This window comes from Qipengyuania sp. GPGPB31 (assembly GCF_038396345.1).
GTDB classification, from domain to species: Bacteria; Pseudomonadota; Alphaproteobacteria; order Sphingomonadales; family Sphingomonadaceae; genus Qipengyuania; species Qipengyuania citrea.
In genome coordinates this window covers 704,521-726,554 of the sequence record NZ_CP149572.1, presented here as the reverse complement: position 1 = coordinate 726,554, position 22,034 = coordinate 704,521, and the positions used below count along the sequence as shown (strand labels likewise).

General features: G+C 65.3%; 21 protein-coding genes and 1 pseudogene. 9 read left to right on the top strand and 13 right to left on the bottom strand.

All coding sequences use genetic code 11. The annotated features are described in order from the left end of the window. The first annotated feature begins 4 nt into the window (after nucleotides 1-4). Entirely contained in the window at nucleotides 5-2,320 is a 2,316-nt protein-coding gene (locus WKH79_RS03760) for a patatin-like protein (protein ID WP_341859647.1), read from the top strand. Here WKH79_RS03760 and WKH79_RS03755 read toward each other — a convergent pair. The 3 genes from WKH79_RS03755 to dnaK all read right to left on the bottom strand — a co-directional run bounded on the left by WKH79_RS03755 (nucleotide 2,317) and on the right by dnaK (nucleotide 6,094). Continuing rightward, nucleotides 2,317-2,940, bottom strand: a complete 624-nt coding sequence (locus WKH79_RS03755) for a DUF6445 family protein (protein WP_341859646.1) — start codon at nucleotides 2,938-2,940, stop codon at nucleotides 2,317-2,319. The genes WKH79_RS03760 and WKH79_RS03755 overlap by 4 nt on opposite strands. A 35-nt stretch (nucleotides 2,941-2,975) precedes the next feature. Continuing rightward, on the bottom strand, nucleotides 2,976-4,097 hold the full coding sequence (gene dnaJ, locus WKH79_RS03750) for a molecular chaperone DnaJ (RefSeq protein ID WP_050600532.1): 1,122 nt from the start codon (nucleotides 4,095-4,097) through the stop codon (nucleotides 2,976-2,978). Between the two features lie 68 nt (nucleotides 4,098-4,165). After that, the gene (gene dnaK / locus WKH79_RS03745) at nucleotides 4,166-6,094 is read right to left on the bottom strand and encodes a molecular chaperone DnaK (RefSeq protein WP_063505605.1); all 1,929 of its coding nucleotides are present in this window, start codon (nucleotides 6,092-6,094) and stop codon (nucleotides 4,166-4,168) included. Nucleotides 6,095-6,271: 177 nt separating this feature from the next. Here dnaK and WKH79_RS03740 point away from each other — a divergent pair, with 177 nt between their 5' ends. Beyond that, nucleotides 6,272-6,751, top strand: coding sequence for a copper chaperone PCu(A)C (locus WKH79_RS03740; protein WP_341859645.1), 480 nt, complete (start codon nucleotides 6,272-6,274; stop codon nucleotides 6,749-6,751). Between the two features lie 23 nt (nucleotides 6,752-6,774). Next, on the top strand, nucleotides 6,775-7,287 hold the full coding sequence (locus WKH79_RS03735; RefSeq protein WP_341859644.1) for a vgr related protein: 513 nt from the start codon (nucleotides 6,775-6,777) through the stop codon (nucleotides 7,285-7,287). A gap of 84 nt (nucleotides 7,288-7,371) precedes the next feature. Here the strand turns inward: WKH79_RS03735 and WKH79_RS03730 are convergent, their stop codons facing one another. From WKH79_RS03730 to hrcA, 4 genes and pseudogenes are all read right to left on the bottom strand, one after another. Beyond that, nucleotides 7,372-7,665, bottom strand: coding sequence for a YMGG-like glycine zipper-containing protein (locus tag WKH79_RS03730; protein ID WP_050600536.1), 294 nt, complete (start codon nucleotides 7,663-7,665; stop codon nucleotides 7,372-7,374). Between the two features lie 59 nt (nucleotides 7,666-7,724). Further along, a complete protein-coding gene (locus WKH79_RS03725; protein ID WP_341859643.1) occupies nucleotides 7,725-9,476 on the bottom strand; it encodes a DUF885 family protein in 1,752 nt (583 codons plus the stop codon). A gap of 23 nt (nucleotides 9,477-9,499) precedes the next feature. Then, nucleotides 9,500-10,096 carry a nucleotide exchange factor GrpE gene (gene grpE / locus WKH79_RS03720; RefSeq protein WP_063505601.1) on the bottom strand — a complete coding sequence of 199 codons (597 nt, stop codon included), beginning with the start codon at nucleotides 10,094-10,096 and terminating at the stop codon, nucleotides 9,500-9,502. 12 nt (nucleotides 10,097-10,108) lie between these two features. Then, nucleotides 10,109-11,151 (bottom strand): annotated as a pseudogene (gene hrcA / locus WKH79_RS03715) (heat-inducible transcriptional repressor HrcA). An 84-nt stretch (nucleotides 11,152-11,235) separates the two neighbouring features. On the opposite strand from hrcA, the gene rph reads away from it, so the two are divergent. Together rph and rdgB are read left to right on the top strand one after the other, a co-directional pair. After that, nucleotides 11,236-11,952, top strand: a complete 717-nt coding sequence (gene rph / locus WKH79_RS03710; RefSeq protein ID WP_050600709.1) for a ribonuclease PH — start codon at nucleotides 11,236-11,238, stop codon at nucleotides 11,950-11,952. Continuing rightward, nucleotides 11,949-12,575, top strand: a complete 627-nt coding sequence (gene rdgB / locus WKH79_RS03705) for an RdgB/HAM1 family non-canonical purine NTP pyrophosphatase (RefSeq protein ID WP_341859642.1) — start codon at nucleotides 11,949-11,951, stop codon at nucleotides 12,573-12,575. Before rph ends, rdgB begins: the two co-directional genes overlap by 4 nt. 3 nt (nucleotides 12,576-12,578) lie before the next feature. Here rdgB and WKH79_RS03700 read toward each other — a convergent pair whose 3' ends face one another. Further along, nucleotides 12,579-13,109 carry a CAP domain-containing protein gene (locus tag WKH79_RS03700; protein ID WP_233996580.1) on the bottom strand — a complete coding sequence of 177 codons (531 nt, stop codon included), beginning with the start codon at nucleotides 13,107-13,109 and terminating at the stop codon, nucleotides 12,579-12,581. Nucleotides 13,110-13,216: 107 nt separating this feature from the next. Between WKH79_RS03700 and hemW the strand changes: the two genes are divergently transcribed. Both hemW and WKH79_RS03690 read left to right on the top strand, forming a co-directional pair. Then, the gene (hemW, locus tag WKH79_RS03695; protein ID WP_341859641.1) at nucleotides 13,217-14,371 is read left to right on the top strand and encodes a radical SAM family heme chaperone HemW; all 1,155 of its coding nucleotides are present in this window, start codon (nucleotides 13,217-13,219) and stop codon (nucleotides 14,369-14,371) included. Then, on the top strand, nucleotides 14,368-15,264 hold the full coding sequence (locus WKH79_RS03690; RefSeq protein WP_341859640.1) for a tyrosine recombinase XerC: 897 nt from the start codon (nucleotides 14,368-14,370) through the stop codon (nucleotides 15,262-15,264). Before hemW ends, WKH79_RS03690 begins: the two co-directional genes overlap by 4 nt. On the opposite strand, the gene WKH79_RS03685 is transcribed toward WKH79_RS03690, so the two are convergent. From WKH79_RS03685 to rsmI, 4 genes are all read right to left on the bottom strand, one after another. Beyond that, nucleotides 15,261-15,866: a DedA family protein gene (locus WKH79_RS03685; RefSeq protein ID WP_341859639.1), complete on the bottom strand. Its 606-nt coding sequence runs from the start codon at nucleotides 15,864-15,866 to the stop codon at nucleotides 15,261-15,263. The genes WKH79_RS03690 and WKH79_RS03685 overlap by 4 nt on opposite strands. Nucleotides 15,867-15,899: 33 nt before the next feature. Further along, the gene (gshB, locus tag WKH79_RS03680; protein WP_063506048.1) at nucleotides 15,900-16,868 is read right to left on the bottom strand and encodes a glutathione synthase; all 969 of its coding nucleotides are present in this window, start codon (nucleotides 16,866-16,868) and stop codon (nucleotides 15,900-15,902) included. A 102-nt stretch (nucleotides 16,869-16,970) separates the two neighbouring features. Beyond that, nucleotides 16,971-17,321, bottom strand: coding sequence for a YraN family protein (locus WKH79_RS03675; RefSeq protein WP_341859638.1), 351 nt, complete (start codon nucleotides 17,319-17,321; stop codon nucleotides 16,971-16,973). After that, nucleotides 17,318-18,169 (bottom strand): 16S rRNA (cytidine(1402)-2'-O)-methyltransferase, encoded by an 852-nt coding sequence (rsmI, locus tag WKH79_RS03670; protein WP_050600547.1) that lies wholly within the window; start codon nucleotides 18,167-18,169, stop codon nucleotides 17,318-17,320. The genes WKH79_RS03675 and rsmI overlap by 4 nt, the downstream gene beginning before the upstream one ends. A gap of 37 nt (nucleotides 18,170-18,206) precedes the next feature. On the opposite strand from rsmI, the gene WKH79_RS03665 reads away from it, so the two are divergent. Together WKH79_RS03665 and parE are read left to right on the top strand one after the other, a co-directional pair. Further along, complete coding sequence (locus WKH79_RS03665) at nucleotides 18,207-19,364, top strand: penicillin-binding protein activator (RefSeq protein ID WP_050600548.1); 1,158 nt, start codon at nucleotides 18,207-18,209, stop codon at nucleotides 19,362-19,364. A gap of 109 nt (nucleotides 19,365-19,473) precedes the next feature. Then, a complete protein-coding gene (parE, locus tag WKH79_RS03660) occupies nucleotides 19,474-21,450 on the top strand; it encodes a DNA topoisomerase IV subunit B (protein ID WP_341859637.1) in 1,977 nt (658 codons plus the stop codon). Here parE and WKH79_RS03655 read toward each other — a convergent pair. Continuing rightward, complete coding sequence (locus tag WKH79_RS03655) at nucleotides 21,447-22,034, bottom strand: DUF1353 domain-containing protein (RefSeq protein ID WP_341859636.1); 588 nt, start codon at nucleotides 22,032-22,034, stop codon at nucleotides 21,447-21,449. The two genes, parE and WKH79_RS03655, sit on opposite strands and share 4 nt — an antisense overlap.

The following is a 22,034-nucleotide window of genomic DNA, read 5'->3' as shown; positions in this document are numbered from 1 at the left end:
GGCGATGCGGCAAAAGGAATTGCGGATAGCGCTGGTCTGCTACGGCGGCGTCAGCCTGGCGATCTACATGCATGGGGTCACGCGCGAGCTGTGGCAGCTGGCCCGCGCCAGTCGCGCGTTCCACGCCGCAAGCGGTCCGTTGCAAGGGGTGGAGGCGGTCTACCGCCAGCTGATCGAACGGATCGAGGACGAACACGGCCTGCGGCTGCGCATCCTGCCCGATATCATGAGCGGGGCCAGCGCGGGCGGGATCAACGCGGTGTTCCTCGCGCAGGCGGTCCATTCGGGCCAGTCGCTCGAACCGCTGACCGACCTGTGGCTCGAGGTCGCCGATGTCGACGAACTGGTCGATCCCGCCGCGCGCCTGAAATGGCGCTTTTCGAAGATGTGGGCGCAGCCCTTCGCCAACTGGCTGCTGAGCCGTCCGGGCAGCGGCATCACCGATGCAGTCGCGCCCGAAACCCGGGCCGAGGTGGAGCGCAAGGTATCGCACCTCATCCGGGGGCGCTGGTTCGAGCCACCCTTTTCCGGCCTCGGTTTCTCGCGCCTGCTCGAACGCGCGTTTTCGGCCATGGCCGAGGGCCCGATCGACGAACCGCTGCTGCCGCCGGGCCATCCGCTCGACCTGTATGTCACCGCCACCGATTTCCACGGGTACCAGGAATTGCTGCGGCTCCACAGCCCGCCGGTGGTCGAGGATACCGAACACCGCATGCCGATCGCATTTCGCGCGCGCGCGCCGCTTGCCGGCGGAACCGATCTCGCGAACCCACTCGAACTCGTCTTCGCGGCGCGCGCGACCGCCAGTTTCCCGGGCGCGTTCCCCCCGCTGCGGGTCGAGGAAATCGACCGGCTGTCCGACCTGACCGAACGGAACTGGCCTGAAAGGGAAGCTTTCCTCAAGCGCGTCATGCCTGTCCATGTTGCGCGGGAAACGCTTGATAACGTGTCGCTTATCGATGGGTCGGTGCTGGTCAACAAGCCCTTTGCAGGCGCGATCTCGGCCTTGCAGGGGCGCCCCGCGCAGCGCGAGGTGGATCGGCGCTTCGTCTATGTCGACCCCCGGCCCGACCGGTTCGGAGAACGAGCCGACGGCAAGAGCGAACCGGTCGGCTTCTTCTCGGCGATCTTCGGTTCGCTGTCGACGTTGCCGCGCGAACAGCCGATCCGCGACAATCTCGAACAGCTCGAGGAACAGAGCCGCGAGGCCGAACGGCTGGGCCGCATCGTCGCCGCGCTGCGCCCCGAGGTCGATGGCGCAGTGGAAAAGCTGTTCGGGCGCACGCTGTTCTTCGACCGACCCACCCCGGCCCGGCTCAAGAGCTGGCGCCAGAAGGCGCAGCAATCCGCCGCCGAACGCGCGGGTTATGCCTTTCATGCCTATGCGCAGGCGAAGTTCACCGGTATCGTCGGACGGCTCGCGCGGCTGGTTCTGGATGCGGCACCCAAGCTGGCAATCGATGATCCCGCGCCGATCGAAGCGGTGCTGCGTGAAGAACTGATCCGCCGCGGGCTGGAAACGCTGGCATCGCCTTCGGGCGGGGCGTCGGCCGAAGCGATCGCCTTCTTCCGCGAACACGACATCGGCTTTCGCATCCGCCGTCTGCGATTGCTGGCGCGCCGTCTGGCTCGCGACTGGGAGGCCGATCCCGAAATCCCCGACGACGCGCTGGAGCAGGCCCGCGACGCGGTGTACCGCATCCTGTCGCTCTATTTCGAGAAGGAAGGCACGGCCGCGCTGGGCAGCCGCTTCGGCGATCTGGCAGAGCGCGTCCTGCAGGATCCGGGCACGCTGCTCGACCTGATCGAAGCCCAGCGCCTGCTGCCCGAGCTCGATGACCGCGCCGAGGAAATGCTGGCCGAAGCGCTGGAGGTCATGCCCAAGAACCTGCGCCGCCGGATGTTGCTGACCTATCTCGGCTTTCCCTATTACGACGTCGCTACCCTGCCCCTGTTGCGAAACGAAGGTTTGACCGAGTTCGACCCGGTCAAGGTCGACCGGATCAGCCCCGACGATGCCCGCAGCATTCGCGAGGGCGGCACCGCCGCGACGCTACGCGGGATCGAGTTCTACAATTTCGGTGCGTTCTTCAGCCGCGCCTATCGCGAGAACGATTACCTGTGGGGCCGGCTGCACGGGTGCGAACGGATGATCGATCTTGTCTGTTCGACGCTGGACAAGCCGTTCGCGCCCGAGACGTGCGCGCATTTCAAGCGTGAGGCGTTTCACGCGATCCTGGACGAGGAGCAACGCACGGGGCGCTGTGCGCTGCGGCTGATCGACGAGATCCGCGGCGAAATCGTCGCCCGGATGCCCTAGCGTCCCGCACGCGCGAAGAAGAGCAGCATGACGAGCCGCGCGCTTTCGGGATCGGTGCCGAAACCCGGCGCGGCGGTGTGGAACTGCCACGGCGAAAACAGGACCAGCCGGTTGAAGCGCATGGGCACGCGCATCACGCGTTCCCACTTGGCCGGATGGGTGGTGTCCTTGTTGACCACGTCGGCGACGAGATCGTCCACCGTATCATAGCCGGTCGCGGCGAGTTCGGCGCCATTGGCGGGGACGCGTTCGAGGCCGGTGCGCTTGTGGCGGAAGAAATCGGTGCCGCCCGCGCCGGGCTTGAGACAGTCTTCCGGCCGCGAGAGATAGAGAATGCCAGAGTAGAACGCCGGATCGACATGGACGCCGCTGCGCCCCCTGTCGGCTTTCAGCGTCATGCGGCAATGGCCATGTTCGGTGCCCGGCGCACCGACCAGTTCCACGCCGAGATGCCGCGATACCGACGCGTCGATCGCGTCCACCGGCAAGGCCCCGGTCGTATCGCGCCCGGGGTAATTCCCGCCCGCCCCCGGCGGCGCATAATCGAGCGCCAGCGCGGCGCGGCGCGCGGCCCAGGGATCGGACAGGAAATCGTCGATGATCGTCAGCGCAGGCAGCATGGCGCGCTTATCGCGGGCCCTGCCGTACTTGGCAATCACCCGCCCAGCGCGCCCTTGAGCTTGTCGAAGAAGCCGCGGCTCTCGGGACATTCGTCACCGGTTTCGAGCTCGCGGAACTGTTCGAGCAGCGCGCGCTGTTCCTTGCTGATCCGCGTCGGTGTCTCGACCGCGATTTCGATCACCAGATCGCCGCGTCCGCGGCCCTGCAGCACGGGCATGCCCGCACCGCGCTGGCGGAGCTGCTTGCCCGACTGGATGCCCGCCGGGATTTCGAGCGTGACTTCCTCGCCGTCGATATTGGGAATGGTGATCGATCCGCCCAGGGCAGCCTTGGTGAAGCTGATCGGGACGCGCGTGGCCAGCGTGGTGCCTTCACGTTCGAAGATCGCATGCGGTTTGACGTGCAGGAAAATGTAGAGATCGCCCGGAGGTGCGCCGCGCGGGCCGGCTTCGCCCTTGCCCGAAAGGCGGATACGCGTACCGGTATCGACGCCCGGCGGGATTTCCACCTCCAGCGCCTGCGCCTTGTCGACGCGGCCTTCGCCGCGGCAGTCGCGGCAGGGCGAGGAAATGACTTCGCCGCTGCCGTGGCAGTTGGGACAGGGGCGTTCGACGACGAAGAAACCCTGCTTGGCACGGACCTGTCCCTGGCCGTGGCACAGGTTGCAGGTGCGCGCGCGGGTCCCCGGCGTCGCGCCCGATCCATGGCAGGTCTCGCAGTTTTCGGAGACCTCGATCTCGATCTCGGTCGACTTGCCGCTGAAGGCATCCTCGAGATCGATCTGCAGATCGTAGCGCAGGTCGGCGCCGCGGCGCGCCCTCGTGCGGCCACCCCCGCCGAATGCGCTGCCGAAGATGGTTTCGAATATATCGCCGATATCGCCGAAATCGGCGCCCGGATGACCGCCGCCGCCGGGACCGCCCTGCTGGAACGCGGCATGCCCGAAACGGTCGTAGGCCGCCCGTTTCTGCGGATCCTTGAGCACTTCATAGGCAGCGCTGACCGCCTTGAACTTGCCCTCGCTCTCGGTGCAACCGGGATTGCGGTCGGGGTGGTGTTTCATTGCCAGCTTGCGATAGGCGGACTTGATCGTCGCCCCATCGGCATCGCGGCTGACGCCGAGCAATTCGTACAGGTCGGTTTCGGTTGTCGACATGGCTTCCCAATAACTAATCGCCACCGGTGCGCTGGGGCACCGGTGGCGACTGGTTTCTCATCGTTCGATCAGTTCTTCGCGTCTTCGTCGACTTCGGAGAATTCGGCGTCGACCACCTCTTCCTCCGCGCCGCCGTCGCTCGCGGCTTCGCCTTCCGGAGCTGCGGACGCGGCATTCGCCTGTTCCTGCTCGTAGATCGACTGGCCCATCTTCATCGCGCTCTGCGACAGGTCTTCGGCCTTGGCGTTGATGTCGGTGGGGTCATCGCCCTCGAGCGCGGTCTTGAGCGCGGCGACCTTCTCCTCGACTTCGCTCTTCAGCGAAGCGTCGATCTTGTCGCCATGCTCTTCGAGCTGCTTCTCGGTCGCATGGACGAGGCTGTCGGCCTGGTTGCGGGCCTCGGCGCCTTCGCGGCGCTTCTTGTCCTCGTCGGCGAACTTCTCTGCATCCTGGACCATCTTCTCGATGTCGTCATCGGACAGACCGCCCGAAGCCTGGATGCGGATCTGCTGCTCCTTGCCGGTTCCCTTGTCCTTCGCAGACACGTTGACGATGCCGTTGGCGTCGATGTCGAAAGTGACCTCGATCTGCGGCACGCCGCGCGGGGCAGCGGGAATGCCGACCAGGTCGAACTGGCCGAGCATCTTGTTGTCCTGCGCCATTTCGCGCTCGCCCTGGAAAACACGGATCGTCACCGCGTTCTGGTTGTCCTCGGCGGTCGAGTAGGTCTGCGTCTTCTTGGTCGGGATCGTCGTGTTGCGGTCGATCATCTTGGTCATGATGCCGCCCAGCGTCTCGATCCCCAGCGACAGCGGAGTCACGTCGAGCAGCAGCACGTCCTTGACGTCGCCCTGAAGGACGCCGGCCTGGATCGCTGCGCCCATGGCGACGACTTCATCGGGGTTCACGCCGGTGTGCGGCTTGGAACCGAAGAACTCTTCGACCACTTCGCGCACCTTGGGCATGCGGGTCATGCCGCCGACCAGGATAACCTCGTCGATCTCGTTCTTCGACACGCCGGCGTCGGCCAGTGCCTTCTTGCACGGCTCGAGCGTGCGCTTGATCAGGTCGCCGACGAGCTGTTCGAGCTTCGAACGGCTGATCGTTTCGACCAGATGCAGCGGGGTCGAGCTGCCGCCTTCCATGCGGGCAGTGATGAAGGGCAGGTTGACTTCGGTCGAAGCCGAGCTCGACAGTTCGATCTTGGCCTTTTCGGCGGCTTCCTTGAGGCGCTGCAGCGCGAGCTTGTCGGTCCGGAGATCCATGTTCTCCTTCTTCTTGAACTCGTCTGCGAGATATTCGACGATGGCGCTGTCGAAGTCTTCGCCGCCCAGGAAAGTGTCGCCATTGGTCGACTTCACTTCGAACACGCCGTCACCGATTTCGAGCACGGAGACGTCGAAGGTGCCGCCGCCAAGGTCGTAGACGGCGATCGTCTTGCCGTCTTCCTTGTCCATGCCATAGGCAAGCGCCGCGGCGGTCGGCTCGTTGATGATGCGCAGCACTTCGAGACCGGCGATCTGGCCGGCGTCCTTGGTCGCCTGGCGCTGCGCATCGTTGAAGTATGCGGGAACGGTGATCACTGCCTGCGTGACGGTTTCGCCAAGATAGCTCTCGGCGGTTTCCTTCATCTTCTGCAGGATGAAGGCCGATACCTGGCTGGGCGAATAGTCTTCGCCGCCGGCTTCGACCCAGGCATCGCCGTTCTTGCCCTTGACGATGTCATAGGGGACGAGCTCCATGTCCTTCTTGGTCAGCGGGTCGTCGAACCGGCGGCCGATCAGGCGCTTGATCGCGAACAGCGTGTTGTCCGGATTGGTCACTGCCTGGCGCTTGGCCGGCTGACCGATCAGACGTTCGTTGTCCTTGGTGAAGGCAACGATCGAAGGCGTGGTGCGCGCGCCTTCCGAATTTTCCACGACCTTGGGCTTGCCGCCGTCCATCACGGCGACACAGCTGTTGGTGGTGCCAAGGTCGATACCGATAACTTTGCTCATGGTTTCCCCATCTGTTTCAAGTCGTTGGACACCGCACGCTGGGTTCCCCGATCCTGGCGGAACCGGTTGGCGGCTCTATCCGGTGGTGTGTTACACGAGCGATATAGGTGCGGTTTTTCTTGGCACAAGGGACGTGCCGCGCTAGTTTTTGCGCAGGACGAAGAGGGGATCAAATCCATGAAATTCACGCATTTCGCGCCGCTGGCGCTGGGTTTTGCGATGGTTGCGCTGGCAGGTTGTTCGGATACCGGCGACGAGGCCGCCGCCCCCGTCGCGGACGAAGTCATGCTCGAAGTCAGCAATGCGCGGCTGATGTTGCCGGCGGTTTCGGACCGCCCGGGCGCGATCTATTTCGACGTCGAGAACACCGGCGATCGCAATTACGCGATCCGCCGCGCCGATGTTGAAGGCGCCGGCAGCGCCGAACTGCACGGATCGATGGAAATGAACGGCCAGATGATGATGGACAGCGTCGGTCAGGTGCTGGTCAATGCGGGCGAGAGCGAGAGCTTCGCCCCCGGCGGCTTCCACGTGATGGTGTTCGATGTCGATCCCGTACTCGAGGCCGGCGGCACCACCGAGATGACGCTGACCGTGGTCGGCGGCAAGCAGAAGACCTTCCCGGTGGAAATTCGCGCCGCGGGTGACGAACGCTGAACGATCTGCGCGACACGCTGGGAATGGAAACCCACGACCAGCCTGTCGCGCATTCCTGCCCGGCGGGGGGCGAACGCCGCCTGACGCGGGGCGAGGTAAAGCTCGCGCGGAGCGTGTTCGGCGACGCGATCGATTACGGCAAAGTGACGATCCGGCGGCGGAAATGGTTTCCGTTCCAGCCCCGCCGGATCACGATGGCGCCGCGCGGTCACGTCCATTTCCACCCGCGGGGCGATGCCTATTGCGACGATTTCTCGACTGCGAACGTGCTGCGCCAGGGGCTGTTGATCCATGAACTGGTGCATGTCTGGCAGGTCCAGACCATGGGCGACTGGTACCTGGTCACGCGCCGCATGCCGTGGGCGCGCTATGACTATGCGCTCAAACCCGGTTGGTCGCTCGATCGCTACGGGATCGAACAGCAGGCCGAGATCGTGAAGCACGCCTTCTGGCTGCGCAATGGCGTCAAGGTCGCGGGCATCGCCGATCCCGCAGCATACGACCTGCTGGTCCGCTTCCCGGGGGCTGAGCGCTAGGCCCTTTGGGCAGCCGATGCTAAAAGGGCCGCCCCATGCGGGACGGCCCTTTTAGTTTGATCGGGTGTTCATCCAGCCAGGCGATCAGCGCCAGTAGCGGGCGTAGCGATCGTCATCGCGGCAGTCGTCGTCGACATAGCGGCCATCGCCGTAATAGCCGTCGCAATCGTCGTCCTTGTCGCTGACATAGCCGATCACCCCGCCGATCGCGGCACCGGCTAGCGCATAGGTTTCGAGGTCTTCGCCCAGCAATGCGCTCAGCCCGGCACCGGCGGCCGCACCGGCAGCTGCGCCCTCGACCGCGTAATTCTGCGCGCAGGCGCCCAGACCGAGGCTCGAGGCGAGTAGCGCGGGTGCGAGTAACAGCTTGGTGTTCATGGTATCTCTCCGTTTGCGTCCCTGTCGGATCACATACGGACGAGCGGCCTCGCCGTTCCTCAGTCGTAAGTCACGCCGGGCAGTCCCTGCCCGCCATCGGCGATAAAGGCATCGATGCGCGCTTCGAGCGCGGGCAGCGGCACCGATCCCAGCGCCAGAACCACATCGTGGAACTTGCGGATATCGAAGCGTTCGCCCAGCTCCTCCTCGGCCTTGGCGCGAACCCTGCGAATGGTCATTTCGCCCAGCTTGTAGGCCAGCGCCTGGCCGGGCCAGCTGATATAGCGATCTATCTCGGTCCCGACTTCGCGGTCAGACAGGGCAGTATGGCTCGACAGGTAATCGACCGCCTGTTCGCGGCTCCACCCGTAGTGGTGGATTCCAGTATCGATGACCAACCGCGCCGCGCGCCACATCTCATAGGAAAGCCGACCGAACTTCTCGTAGGGCGTGCGGTAGATGCCCATCTCCTCGCCGAGATGTTCGACATAGAGCCCCCAGCCCTCGCCGAAACCGGAGAAATAGGTCTGCCGGCGGAACCGCGGAGCTTCCTCCTGTTCGAGCGCGACCGCGCCCTGGAAACTGTGCCCGGGCGCGCATTCGTGCAGCGTCAGCGCGGGGATGTTATAGAGCGGGCGCGACGGCAGGTCGTAGGTATTCATCTGGCACGCCTCGAGCCCGCCGCGTCCCGCGGTGTAGAAGGGGGCGATTGCGGGATCGACGGGGCGGATCGTGAAGCGGTGGCGGGGCAGGAAACCGAAGTAATCGGCCAGTTTCCCGTCGACGCGCTTGGCGACATAGGATGAGACGCCCATCAGCTCGTCGCCGCTGCGCGCCACGAATTGCGGATCGGTGCGCAAAAAGGTCACGAATTCGGCCAGCGTCCCCGCGAAGCCGGCTTCGGCCTTCACCTTTTCCATTTCGGCGGTGATCCGCGCGACTTCGTCGAGCCCGATGCGGTGGATCTGCTCGGCGGACAGGTCGAGCGTGGTGTATTGGCGGATCTGCTGCGCGTAATAGGCCGCCCCGTCGGGAAACTCGCTCGCGCCCAGAGAGGTGCGGGTCTGCGGCAGGTATTCTTCGCGAAAGAAGGCGAGCCATTCGGCATAGGCGGGCGTCACGCTTTCTTCAATCGCGGCGCGGCCGGCGGCGCGCAAGCGCGCTTGATCGGCCGGCGAGATGCTGCGCGGCATATCGGCGAAGGGGGTCCAGAACGCGCTTTGCTCGGGATCGTCCACGACATAGGATGCGATCGAGACGTCGCGTCCCTCGAGCGTGACCCGCGGTACCGAGAACCCGCGCGCCAGCCCGGCGCGGGCATTGGCGGTGTGTTCGGCGAAATAGCGCGGGATGTCGCGCATCCGGCCGATGTAATCCTCATATTCCGCGACTGTGGTAAAACCGGAACGCGGTGCGAGATAGGACCAGAAATTGCTGTCGCTGTCGAAAGGCATTTCCCATTCGGCGAACCGCGCATCACCGATTTCGGCTTCGAGCAGGGTCCGCAGCACCAGCGCATTGGTGCGCTCCGTCGCGTCGAGGGCGGACAGGTCGATGGCATCGAGCCGGGCGAGGTAATCGGCATATTGCGCCGCCCGTGCCCGCTGCGCTTCGGGTGCGACCGACCACAGCGCGGGGCCGCGCCGGGTGCTGCCGTTGGCAGTCTCGATCTGGCCGAATTGTTCGAGCCGGTAGTCGTAGAAGGCATCCGCCAGCGTCGAAAGCCGCGTGGCAGGCGTATCCTGCGCTGCCACCGGCGCTGCCAGCGAAGCGGCGACGAGGACCGCCGCACCGTAGATCGCAGTCCTCATCGTCACTTCCCCTTGTCCGGCAATCAGTCCGGTTTCTTCGCCACGCCGACCATGGCCGGGCGCAACAAGCGGTCCTTGATCATGTAGCCGGCCTGCATTTCCTGCACGATGGTGCCCGGTTCGACTTCGTCGCTCGGCACTTCCATCATCGCCTGGTGCTGGTTGGGATCGAGCGGCATGCCCTTGGCCGCGATGCGGGTGATGCCATTGCTGGCGAACACTTTCTCGAGTTCGCGCTGGGTCGCCTCGATACCCGAGATGAAATTCTTGGCCTTCTCGTGATCGCGCAATTCATCGGGCACATGGTCGAGCGCTCTGGCCAGATTGTCCGCCACGCTCAGCACGTCGCGGGCGAAATTGGTCGCTGCGTAATTGCGCGCGTCCTGGACGTCCTTTTCCATGCGGCGGCGCACGTTCTGCGTTTCCGCGCGGGCATAGAGCACGTCCTGCATCGCGGTTTCGAGGTCGCCCTTGAGCTTGGCGAGCGCATCCTCGACCGGCGTTTCGTCGCCCGCTTCATCCGCATCGTCACGCAGATGTTCGGGCACGCCTTCCATTTCGCGTAGCACTTCGTCGTCGACCGCCTTTTTCTGCGGTTCGTTGTTGTTTTCGTCGGTCACGTAAAAACCCTGTCAGCCAATGCGTTTGCCCAAGGAACGGGCGGTGAAATCAACCATGGGGACGACCCGCGCGTAATTCAACCGCGTCGGGCCGATCACCCCCAGCACGCCGACCACCCTGCCCTCGCGGTCGCGATAGGGCGAGGCGATGACCGACGATCCCGAAAGCGAGAACAGGCGGTTCTCGCTGCCGATGAAGATCCGCATCGCTTCGGCGCGGCGCGCGCGTTCGAGGAGGCTGGCGACCGACTGCTTGCTTTCCAGATCGTCGAGCAGCGACCGGACGCGCTCGATATCGCCCAGCGCCGCCTCGTCGAGCAGGTTGGCCTGCCCGCGCACGATCATCACCGGCCGTTTCGCGGCATCCTCGCTCCAGGTCGCTAGACCGCGGCGCACCAGATCGCTGCTGGCTTCGTCGAGCGCCGATTTCCCGCTGGCGATCTCCTCCTCCACCGCGCTGGCCGCTTCGGCCAGCGTACGGCCGCGCTGCGCGCGGTGAGGTAGTTGCTGGCCTGTTCCAGAGACGTGCCGAGCGCTTCGGCGGGCAGCGCGATGATCCGGTTTTCGATCTGGCCGTCTTCGCCGACCAGCACCGCCAGCACGCGGTGCGTGTCGAGCGCGGTGAGCGAGACCTGCGCCAGGCGCGGCTCGCGCGTCGGCACCATGACCATGCCCGCCGCCCCCGAGAGGTCGGACAGCAGCGCGCTGGTTTCCTCCAGCGCGCGTTCGATCGGTCCGGGCTCGCCCAGCCGCTGCTCGATCGCGTCGCGTTCCTCGCGCGTCGGTTCGGCCACCTGCATCATCGCGTCGACGAACAGCCGCAAGCCCGTATCGGTGGGCATGCGCCCCGCGCTCGTATGCGGCGCGGACAGAAGGCCGCGCGCCTCGAGATCGGCCAGCACGTTGCGGATCGAGGCGGGAGAAAGGTTGACGCGCCCCTCGCCCGCGAGCGCCTTCGATCCGACCGGCGAGCCGCTGTCGAGATAGCCTTCGACGACGAGACGGAATATCTCGCGGGCGCGTTCTGTAAGATCGTTGAGCGGCGGGGAATTCATGCCCCCTATCTAACCACTCCCCTTGCGGCCTCAAGGGGCTTGCGCCACAGGCACTCGCGAGATCCGACTGCAATGGAGAACCCCATGCGACCTTCCGGCCGGGCGCCCGACGAAATGCGCGCCATCACTATCGAAACCGGTTACACCAAGCACGCCGAGGGCAGCTGCCTGATCAGCTTCGGCGAGACGCGGGTATTGTGCACCGCCAGCGTTGAAGAACGCATCCCGCCGTGGCTGCGCGGCAAGGGCGAAGGCTGGGTCACCGGCGAATATTCGATGCTTCCGCGCGCCACGCATACGCGCGGCCAGCGCGAGGCGGCCAAGGGCAAGCAGAGCGGCCGGACGCAGGAAATCCAGCGGCTTATCGGACGCAGCTTGCGCGCGGTCGTCGATCACAAGAAGCTCGGCGAACGGCAGATCACGCTCGATTGCGACGTGATCCAGGCCGACGGCGGCACGCGCACGGCGTCGATCTCGGGCGCGTGGGTCGCACTGCGCCTCGCGGTCAACGGGCTGCTCAAGTCGGGCGACATCACGCAGGACCCGATCACCGCCAAGGTCGCGGCGATATCCTGCGGGGTCTACCAAGGCACGCCCGTGCTCGATCTCGACTATCCCGAGGACAGCAATGCCGATGCCGACGCCAATTTCGTGCTGATCGAAGGCGGTAAGATCGCCGAGGCGCAGGCAACCGCCGAAGGCGCGCCCTATGACGAGGAAGCCTTCCTCCGCCTGCTGCGGCTGGCGCAGATGGGCTGCGCACAGATATTCAAGGCGCAGGACGAGGCCACGCGCAAATGACGCGCCGGCTCGGTTCGGGCTCTCTGGTTATTGCCACGCATAACGCCGGCAAGCTGAAAGAGATTTCCGCGCTGCTCGAACCGCATGGCATGAAATGCCTGTCGGCCGGGTCGCTGGGTCTGCCCGAACCGGCCGAAACCGGCACCACCTTCGTCCAGAACGCGATGCTCAAGGCACGCGCAGCGGCGGAGGCGTCGGGCATCGTCGCGCTCGCCGACGACAGCGGCCTGTCGGTCGCTGCGCTCGGCGGGCGGCCGGGCGTCTATACCGCCGACTGGGCCGAACGGCAGTGGTTCGAAGGCGATCCGGGCCGCGACTGGTACATGGCGATGGGCAAGGTCGAGGGGCTGTTGCAGGAACAGGGCGCGGATGTAGACCGGTCCTGCGCGTTCCACTGCGTGCTGGCACTGGCATGGCCCGATGGCGAGCACGCGGTCTACGAAGGCACCGCTCCCGGCAGCCTCACCTGGCCGCCGCGTGGCGAAATGGGCTTCGGTTACGATCCGGTGTTCGTGCCCGAGGGCAGCGAGCAGACCTTTGCCGAGATCGAACCGGCGCAGAAACACGCGATCAGTCACCGCGCCGATGCGTTTGCGAAGCTGGTCGCGGAGCAGTTCGGCTAAGCCTCAGTAGGGCTTCTGACCCCAGATGTTGCCGGCGGGCCAATAGCGGCAAACCAGCACATCGTTGCCCGCGGCGGTAGCGACGGCGCAGCCCACTTCCTGCGTGTCTCGCCAGACCACCTGCGTGTAATGCCCGACATCCGCCCAATTGCCGGTGTGCGAGATATCGGGGAAGCGGGCGTGGCGGTAATGCCGTTTTTCGGCGATGAACATGTCGACCATGGTCTCGACCGGCCAGTGACCGGCGGTCCCCATCCAGAGGTTTTCGCCCGTCCGGTTGCGCTGGCGGCTGTCGGCATGCTGGAGCCGGCCGATGCGCGAGAGATGCTGTGCCCATTCCTCCGCCTCGCGTTCGAGATGGACGTTCCACTTGAGCGGCTGGAGACGCAGGCGATGGCGCTCCTCATTATGCGCGCGCAGGATCCGCGCGGCGAGGTGCCGATCGGTCGCAGTGTGCAGCGCGCGGGAGTGGGTGAACGCGCCATTCGCCGCTGCGGGAGTCGACGAACCGCTTGCAGCGAGGCCCAAGGCCATGGCACACGCCACAGACAAAGCACCGAACCACGACATTCTGCGATTTCCTACGCTCTTCATGCGTCGGGCAAATCGGTTACGATCGTTAAGATTGGGTAAACTCACAATTGGCCCGCGCACTCTACATTCACTGGCCTTTCTGCATCGCAAAATGCCCTTATTGCGACTTCAACAGCCATGTCCGGAAAACTGCGGAGACCGCCGTCTGGAAAGACGCGCTCATAGCGGACATGCGCCATGAACATGTTCAGGCAAATTCTGAAGAACCGCTGACAAGCATCTTTTTCGGCGGCGGAACACCGTCTCTGATGCCGCCCAGCCTGGTGGCAGAACTGATCGCCGAAGCCGATCGGTTGTGGGGTTTCGATCCCGCTGTCGAGATCACACTTGAAGCCAATCCCAGCAGCGTGGAGGCAGCCAATTTCGCCGATCTGGCCATGGCCGGGGTCAATCGGGTGTCGCTGGGCGTCCAGAGCCTGCACGACGAGGCGTTGCGTTTCCTCGGCCGGCTGCATGGCGCAAGCGAAGCACTGCAGGCGCTGGAAGTCGCACAGCGGCATTTCAAACGCGTTTCGATAGATCTCATCTATGCCCGCCCCGGTCAGACCGAGGCCGATTGGCACGCCGAGCTGGGCCGCGCGCTTGCGCTCGGTACCGACCATATGTCGCTCTACCAGCTGACGATCGAACCCTCGACACGGTTTGCCACCGATGTCCGCCAGGGGATCTTCGCACCGCTGCAAGACGACCCGGCAGCCGACCTCTTCGCCCTCACCCGCGAAATGACCGAGGCGGCGGGACTACCCGCCTACGAGACCAGCAATCATGCCTGTCCCGGCCAGGAGAGCCGCCACAACCTGACCTATTGGCGCTATCTCGACTATATCGGGATCGGACCCGGCGCGCATGGCAGGCGCTGCGACACCGCCACGGTGCGCCACCGCAAGCCCGAGAACTATCTGGGCGCATTTGCAGCGCAGCAGCACGGGATCGCCGAGGCGCGGCCGCTGGGGCGCAGCGAACAGGCGAGCGAGGCGCTGCTGATGGGGCTGCGTCTGCTCGAAGGCGTCGACCTCGCGCAGCTGGCACAGCGCTTCGGCGCGCAGCCCGAAACGCTGATCGACGCCCGCAAGCTGGCACTCTACCGCGATCTGGGCATGGCGTGGTCCGACGGGCCGCGGATCGGTGTCACGCCGCGCGGAATGCCGGTGCTCGACGCGCTGCTCGGCGAGCTGGTCCAGGCAGACCTCGTCACCTCATGACCGGCGCCGACATGCTCGCGGCCTGGCACGACCATCTGGCCCTCGGGCTGCGGCGCTCGCCGCACACGGTACGGGCCTATGGCACGGCGGCGCAGCGGCTGCTGACGCGGATGGATCTGGCGACATGGGACGAGGTAGCCCGATTGCCGGCAACGCGGTTGCGTACGCATCTGGCATCGCGCCGGGCCGACGGGCTTTCCAATGCCTCCGCCGCGCGCGAACTGTCTGCGCTCAAGGGGTTCATCGCCTTTGCCCGCGCGCAGGCTGGCCACGCGGTATCCGAACCCCCGCGGCTGCGCGGTCCGCGTATTGCGAAGGGACTGCCGCGCCCGGTAACGCCCGACGATGCGGTCGGGCTGGCCGATACGGTTGCCGAACTGGCGAGCGACGATTGGATCGGCGCGCGCGATCGCGCGGTCTTGCTGCTGCTCTATGGTGCCGGCCTGCGGATTGCCGAAGCGCTGTCGTTGACCGGCGCCGACCTGCCGCTGGGCGAACGGCTGACCGTGACCGGCAAGGGCGGCAAGCAGCGCGTGGTCCCGTTGCTCCCGATCATTCGCGAGGCGGTGGCCGATTATGTCGCCCGGTGCCCGTGGCCGCTCACCCAATCGGAGCCGCTGTTCCGCGGGGCAAAGGGCGGCGCATTGTCACAGGGCGTGCTGCAGAAGGCGACCGCGCGGGCGCGCAGGTCGCTCGGCCTGCCCGATAGCGCCACGCCGCATGCGCTGCGCCACAGCTTCGCCACGCATCTGCTGGGTGCCGGGGCCGATCTCAGGAGCCTGCAGGAACTGCTGGGCCATGCCAGCCTGGGATCGACGCAGATCTATACCAAGGTCGATGCGGCCACCCTGCTCGATACCTATCGCAAGGCCCATCCGCGCGAACAGGACTAGCGTTCGGCGCGCGGTTTCCAGGTCACGACCCGCCACGCATAGCCAACCAGCGTCAGGCCGAGCAGGCCGAGGGTGATCCAGCCGAGCACCTCTTGCGATTCGGCGAGCCATACCGCCAGCCGCCGTCCGCTCTCGACCAGCAGCAGGTTCCAGATGAAGGCCCCGGCAAAGGTGAAGCCGAGGAACCGCCACAGCCCCATATGCGCTAGTCCCGCCGGCAGCGAGATCATCGTGCGAAAGACCGGGGTGAAGCGGAAGACGAAGACTACCCAGGGCCCGTGCCGCTGGAAGAAGCCCTGCGCGCGTTCGACATCCTGCCACTCCATCGTCAGCCAGCGCGCCCAGCGGTTGACGAAGGGTTCGAGCCGCGTGCGCCCCCAGTGGTCGCCCAGCCAGTACCAGACGTAATTGCCCGCGGTCGAACCGACCGTGCCGACGATCATCAGCGGCCAGAAATCCATCGTTCCGCGCGATACCGCGACCCCGCCCAGCCCCATGATCACTTCGGACGGGATCGGCGGGAAGATGTTCTCGACTGCCATGAGCAGGAAAATGCCCAGCAGCCCGCCCTGCTCGATCGCGCGGAGGATAAATTCGTGCATAGGTGCCCTAACGGCCCGGCCGCGCCAACGGTCCTACATCGCCGCGTGGCGGCGTTCGATGGCATCCCAGATCAGGCCCGCACTGTCGGTCCCGTTGAACTTGTCGATCGCGACGATGCCGGTGGGCGAGGTGACGTTGATCTCGGTCAGCCATTTGCCTCCGATCACGTCGATGCCGACGAAGACCAGCCCGCGCCGTTCGAGCTCGGGTCCCATCGCCGCGCAGATTTCTTCCTCGCGCGCGGTCAGCGTCGCCGCTTCCGCATGGCCGCCCTGCGCAAGGTTCGAACGGAACTCGCCTTCACCCGGGAAGCGATTGATCGCGCCGACGAATTTGCCATCGACCAGCACGATCCGCTTGTCGCCTTCGCTGACTTCGGGGAGGAACGGCTGGACCATGTGCGGTTCGGGCCAGGTCTGGTCGAACACTTCGGACAGCGCGGACAGGTTGGTGCCCTGCTCGTCGATGCGGAAGATCGCCTTCCCGCCATTTCCATGCAGCGGCTTCACCACGACCGAACCGTGGCGTTTCTGGAAATCGCGCAGATCGTCGAGATGCCGCGCGACCAGCGTCGGCGGCATGAACCGCGCGTAATCGAGCACGAACATCTTTTCCGGTGCATTGACCACTTCGCGCGGATCGTTAGCCACCAGCGTGGTGCCCTTGAGCCGGTCGAGCAGCAAGGCGGCACTGATATAGCCGAGATGGAACGGCGGATCCTGCCGCATCAGCACAACGTCGATATCCTGCGCCAGATCGATCCGGCGCCGTTCCCCGACGGTGTAATGGTCGCCCTCGACCCGCTGGACCGTCACCGGCGCGGCATGCGCGGTGATCCGCCCGCGGGGCGTGCCGTCGCTTTCATAGGCCAGGCTGGTGACATCGTAATGCCACAGCTCGTGGCCGCGTGCCTGAGCCGACAGCATCAGCGCAAACGAACTGTCGCCCGCAATCCTGATGCTTTCGAGCGGGTCCATCTGGATGGCAACGCGGAGCGACATGCACTTACCTTTCGCTTGGCGTGTCCGGGCGGTGCCGGGCACGGTAGGGAATTCCGGCCGGCCCGCTCACCACCCGCTGCGCACCGGACGTGCAAGCGGAGCTCAGGGCTGCCATGCGTTGGCGATGTGGCGAGGGAAGCTGCCCGGTGCAAGCAGGATCACGTCGAGCCGGATATCTTCGCCGCTTCCGGCATAGCGATGCGCCACCGCTTCCACGGCAGCGGCCACGCGCGACAGCCGGTGTTCGTCGACTGCGTGATCGAGATCGGCGCGCCGGCGGCGCCACTTCACTTCGACGAAGGCGATCACCCCGCTTCTTCTGGCGACAATGTCAATCTCGCCCGCCGGTGTCTTGACCCGCCGGTCGAGGATTTGCCAGCCCTTGGCCCTGAGCCAGACCGCAGCGCGGGTTTCGCCGTCGCGGCCGCGTTTCTCGGCCAGCCTGCGCGTCATTCGGACCGCAGTTCCAGCGCCCTGGCGTAGAGTTCCTTGCGATCGAGCCCGGTCGCTTTCGCCACTTGCCCCGCGGCCTGCGACGGCTTGAGCGTGCGCAGTGCATCGGCGAGCAATTGTTCGGCGTATTCGGGGCTGGCCACGCGCTCGGGCGGCGGCCCGACCAGCAGTACGATCTCGCCCTTCGGGGGATGCGCCTCGTAATAGGCGATCAGGCCGTGCGGCAGGCCGGGGCGAAGTTCCTCGTGCAGCTTGGTCAGCTCGCGCGCCACGGCGACATTGCGGTTGGGCAGCGCCTCGGCGATGGCAGCCAGCGACTTGGTCAGTCGCGGTGCGGTTTCATAGAACACCAGCGTCGTGTCGACATCGGCCAGTTCCTCCAGCGTTTCGCGCCGCGCCTTGTCCTTGTTCGGCAGGAAGCCGGCGAAAAGGAAGCGGTCGTTGGGCAGTCCGCTGAGCGCGAGCGCCGTGACCGCGGCGCAGGCGCCGGGCAGCGCGGTCACCGGAATACCCTCGGCGCGGCAGTCGTTGACGAGGCGATAGCCGGGATCGGAAACCATCGGCGTGCCCGCATCGCTGACCAGCGCGACCGCGCGATCGCGCATCGATTCGACCAGCCGGGTGCGGTCGCGGTGTTCGCTGTGGTCGTCATAGCGCCACATCGGCTTCGATATCCCCAGATGCTTGAGCAGCTTGCCGGTGACGCGCGTATCCTCGCACGCGACCCCGTCGCAGCGGCGCAGCACGTCGACCGCGCGCAATGTGATATCCCCTAGGTTGCCGATCGGGGTGGCGACGATATAGAGCCCGGGTGTAAGGGCAGTTTCGGGAGTGGGCGCATCTGTCACCCCCCTCCTTTGAACCAAGAATGAGGGACGCGGCAAGATGAAGCGCTGGACTATCGACCGCCGGGCAATGGTAACCGTGGGGCTGGCCGCCCTGCTGGGGGCCTGTTCGGTCATTCCCAAGGGCGCCGACCGCGCCGGACCGGTGGTCACCACGCCGACCCCCGAACCGACCCAGAGCCTGCCGAGCGACGAAACGCGCCACCGCATCGCGCTGCTGGTACCGATGTCTGGCACCAACGGCGCCGTGGGCCAGTCGATCGCCAACGCCACCACCATGGCCCTGCTCGACACCAATGCCAGCAATCTGCGGATTACCAGCTACGATACCGCCAAGGGCCCCGAAGCGGCAGCGCGCCAGGCGATCGCCGAGGGCAACAAGCTGATCCTCGGCCCGCTGCTCGGGTCGAACATCCCGTCGATCACCGCCACGGCGCGGGCGGCGGACGTCCCGGTCATTTCCTTCTCGAACGATACCGGCGCGGCCGGACCCGACGTGCTGATCATGGGGCACATTCCCGAGCAGTCGATCATGCGGACAGTGCAATATGCGCGCAGCCGCGGATCGCAGAATTTCGCCATCATCGCTCCCGATGGCGAATATGGCGCCCGTGCCGAGGAGGCCGCCCGCCGCGCGGTGGCGGCCTATGGCGGCACCATGGTGTGGACCGAACGCTACGCCCGCGGCAATACGTCGATCGTCAGCGCCGCCGAACGGCTCAAGGCGCATGGCGGGTACGACACCGTGCTGATCGCCGACGGCGCGCGTCTCGCGGCGCAGGCGGCCGGCGTGCTCAAGCCGCGTGCCGGCGGCACACCGCAATTGCTCGGCACCGAATTGTGGAGCGGCGAAGGCTCGGTAACGCGGGCCTCCGCGCTGCGCGGCGCGCTGTTCTCGGCTGTGTCCGACAATCGCTACAAGCGGTTCGTCGACAGTTACGAGGCGCGCTTCGGCAGCCAGCCCTATCGCATCGCCACGCTCGGCTATGACGCGGTGTTGCTGACGCTGCGCGTGGCGCGCGACTGGCGCGTCGGCCGCGATTTCCCCGACCGGGCGCTGCGCAGCGAGGACGGTTTCCTGGGTCTCGACGGCGCCTTCCGCTTCGGCCCCAACGGCCTCGTCGAACGCGCCTTCGAGGTCCGCGAGGTCCGTGACGGTGCGGTCGTGGTGGTCGAGAACGCCCCGGCCCGTTTCTGACCTCGTCCCCGCCCCGCTGGACGCGGCCCGCGCGCCCCGGCCTCGGTACGGTGGGTAAATCCGGCCGCGCCGCTTGTAAGGCAGCGGCCTAGAGCGGTATTCCTGCAGCATGTCCGACGATCTGTTCGAAAACACGCCCACGTCCAGCGGCGATTACGACGCTTCCTCGATCGAAGTCCTCGAGGGGCTCGAACCTGTCCGGCGGCGTCCGGGCATGTATATCGGCGGGACCGACGACCGCGCGCTGCACCATCTCGTGGCCGAAGTGCTCGACAACGCGATGGACGAAGCCGTGGCCGGGCACGCGACACGGATCGAACTGCGGCTCGAGGAAGGCAATCGCGTCGTCGTCAGCGACAACGGGCGCGGCATCCCGGTGGGTGAACATCCCAAATATCCGGGCAAGTCGACGCTCGAGGTGATCCTCTCGACACTGCACTCGGGCGGCAAGTTCTCGGGCAAGGCCTATGCCACCAGCGGCGGCCTGCATGGCGTCGGCGTATCGGTGGTGAACGCGCTGTCGAGCGATACGCGCGTCGAAGTGGCACGCGACAAGCAACTCTACGCACAGAAATTCTCACGCGGCGAAACGCTCGGGCCGATCGAACAGCTCGGCCCTACCCCCAACCGCCGCGGAACCACGGTCAGCTTCGTGCCCGACACCGAAATTTTCGGCGACCGGCAGTTCCATCCGAAGAAGCTGTTCAAGCTGGCGCGCTCGAAAGCCTATCTCTTCGCGGGGGTCGAAATCCGCTGGAAATGCGCGCCCAGCCTGACCAGCGACGATGTACCCGCCGAAGCGGTGTTCAAATTCCCCGGCGGCCTTGCGGACCACCTGGCCGAACAACTCGGCGGTCGCGAATGCGTCACCGCGCAGCCCTTTGCCGGCACGCAGGATTTTCCCGACGAGGCCGGGCGCGTCGAATGGGCGATCGCCTGGCCGCTCTATTCGGACGGGTCGACCAGCTGGTATTGCAACACCGTGCCCACCCCTGACGGCGGAACGCACGAACAGGGCCTGCGCGCTGCGCTGACCAAGGCCCTGCGCGCCTTCGGCGAGCTGACCGGCGCGAAGAAGGCGAAGGACCTGACCGCCGACGATGTCATGGTGGGTGCCGAAGTCATGCTCTCGGTTTTCATCCGCGATCCGCAATTCCAGAGTCAGACCAAGGACCGGCTGACCTCGCCCGAAGCGGCACGGCTGGTCGAGAACGCAGTCCGCGACCATTTCGATCATTTCCTGTCGGACAATATGGACCGCGGCAAGGCGCTGCTCGGCCAGGTCATGGAGCGCATGGACGAGCGCCTGCGGCGCAAGCAGGAACGCGAGATCAAGCGCAAGACCGCGACCAATGCCAAGAAGCTGCGCCTGCCCGGGAAGCTGACCGATTGTTCGGGCGAAGGCGAAGGCGAGACCGAACTGTTCATCGTCGAAGGCGATTCTGCGGGCGGCAGCGCCAAGCAGGCGCGCAACCGTAAGACGCAGGCGATCCTGCCGATCCGCGGCAAGATCCTCAACGTGGCCAGTGCCACGGCGGACAAGATCCGCGCCAACAGCGAGATCGCCGACCTGACGCTGGCGATGGGCTGCGGCACGCGCAAGGACTGCGAGCCTGAAAACCTGCGCTACGATCGCATCATCATCATGACCGACGCCGATGTCGACGGTGCGCATATCGCCACGCTGTTGATGACCTTTTTCTTCCAGGAAATGACCGAAGTGGTGCGCGGCGGGCATCTCTACCTCGCGCAGCCCCCGCTCTATCGCCTGACCGCGGGCAAGGAGAGCCGCTATGCCCGCGACGACGAACATCGCGCCGAACTCGAGGCCACCGTGTTCAAGGGCAAGAAAGTCGATGTCGGCCGCTTCAAGGGGCTCGGCGAGATGAACCCCGCCCAGCTGCGCGAAACCACGATGGACCCGGAGACCCGCAGCCTGATCCGCATCACCCTGCCCGCCGAGTTCGAACAGCGCGCGGTGGTCAAGGAGCTGGTCGACCAGCTAATGGGCCGCAATCCCGAACACCGGTTCAACTTCATCCAGAACAATGCCGGCGACATGGACCGCGAGATGATCGACGCCTAACGCAAAGGAACTTCGGTAGAATTGCCTAGGTAGCAGAACGAGTTGTCGCGTACATAGCCTCGTTCCGATACGTCGTTATCTCGCAGGGCTTTTTGATATTGTGGCCAGTAGTAATCGTCGAATCCATCCCAAGAAGACATAGGTATCACCCTCAGATAACCTGCTTCACGATTGTCTGCATTTTCTTTCCATGCATAGCCGCCACCATAAGAAACACCCGAATGAATGGCCCAGGCCTTCAGTTTGGATGCATTCGATTCTTTCATTCCGATCATCATCAGATTGTCCGATTGGGCGCGGCTACAAACTTGTGACCAGTAAAGGTAATCGTGCACGACAGCAGCACGGCTATATTTTCCGCGAGTTCCAACAAGCGAACGAAGCACAGGAGGCACACTCGCATAGTCCGTCACAAAGCCTGCAGGTACGACGATCGTCCTTCCGCTATTGCCGATTTCCCATACTAAATCCTGCTTCAACATAGCATGCTTGTCGTGCGTATCCGAAACTGTAACCGGCGACGGGATAGTCTTACAACCCGACAATAGGAGTGCGCTTAGTAAAAAAACTGCCCGATGTTTCAT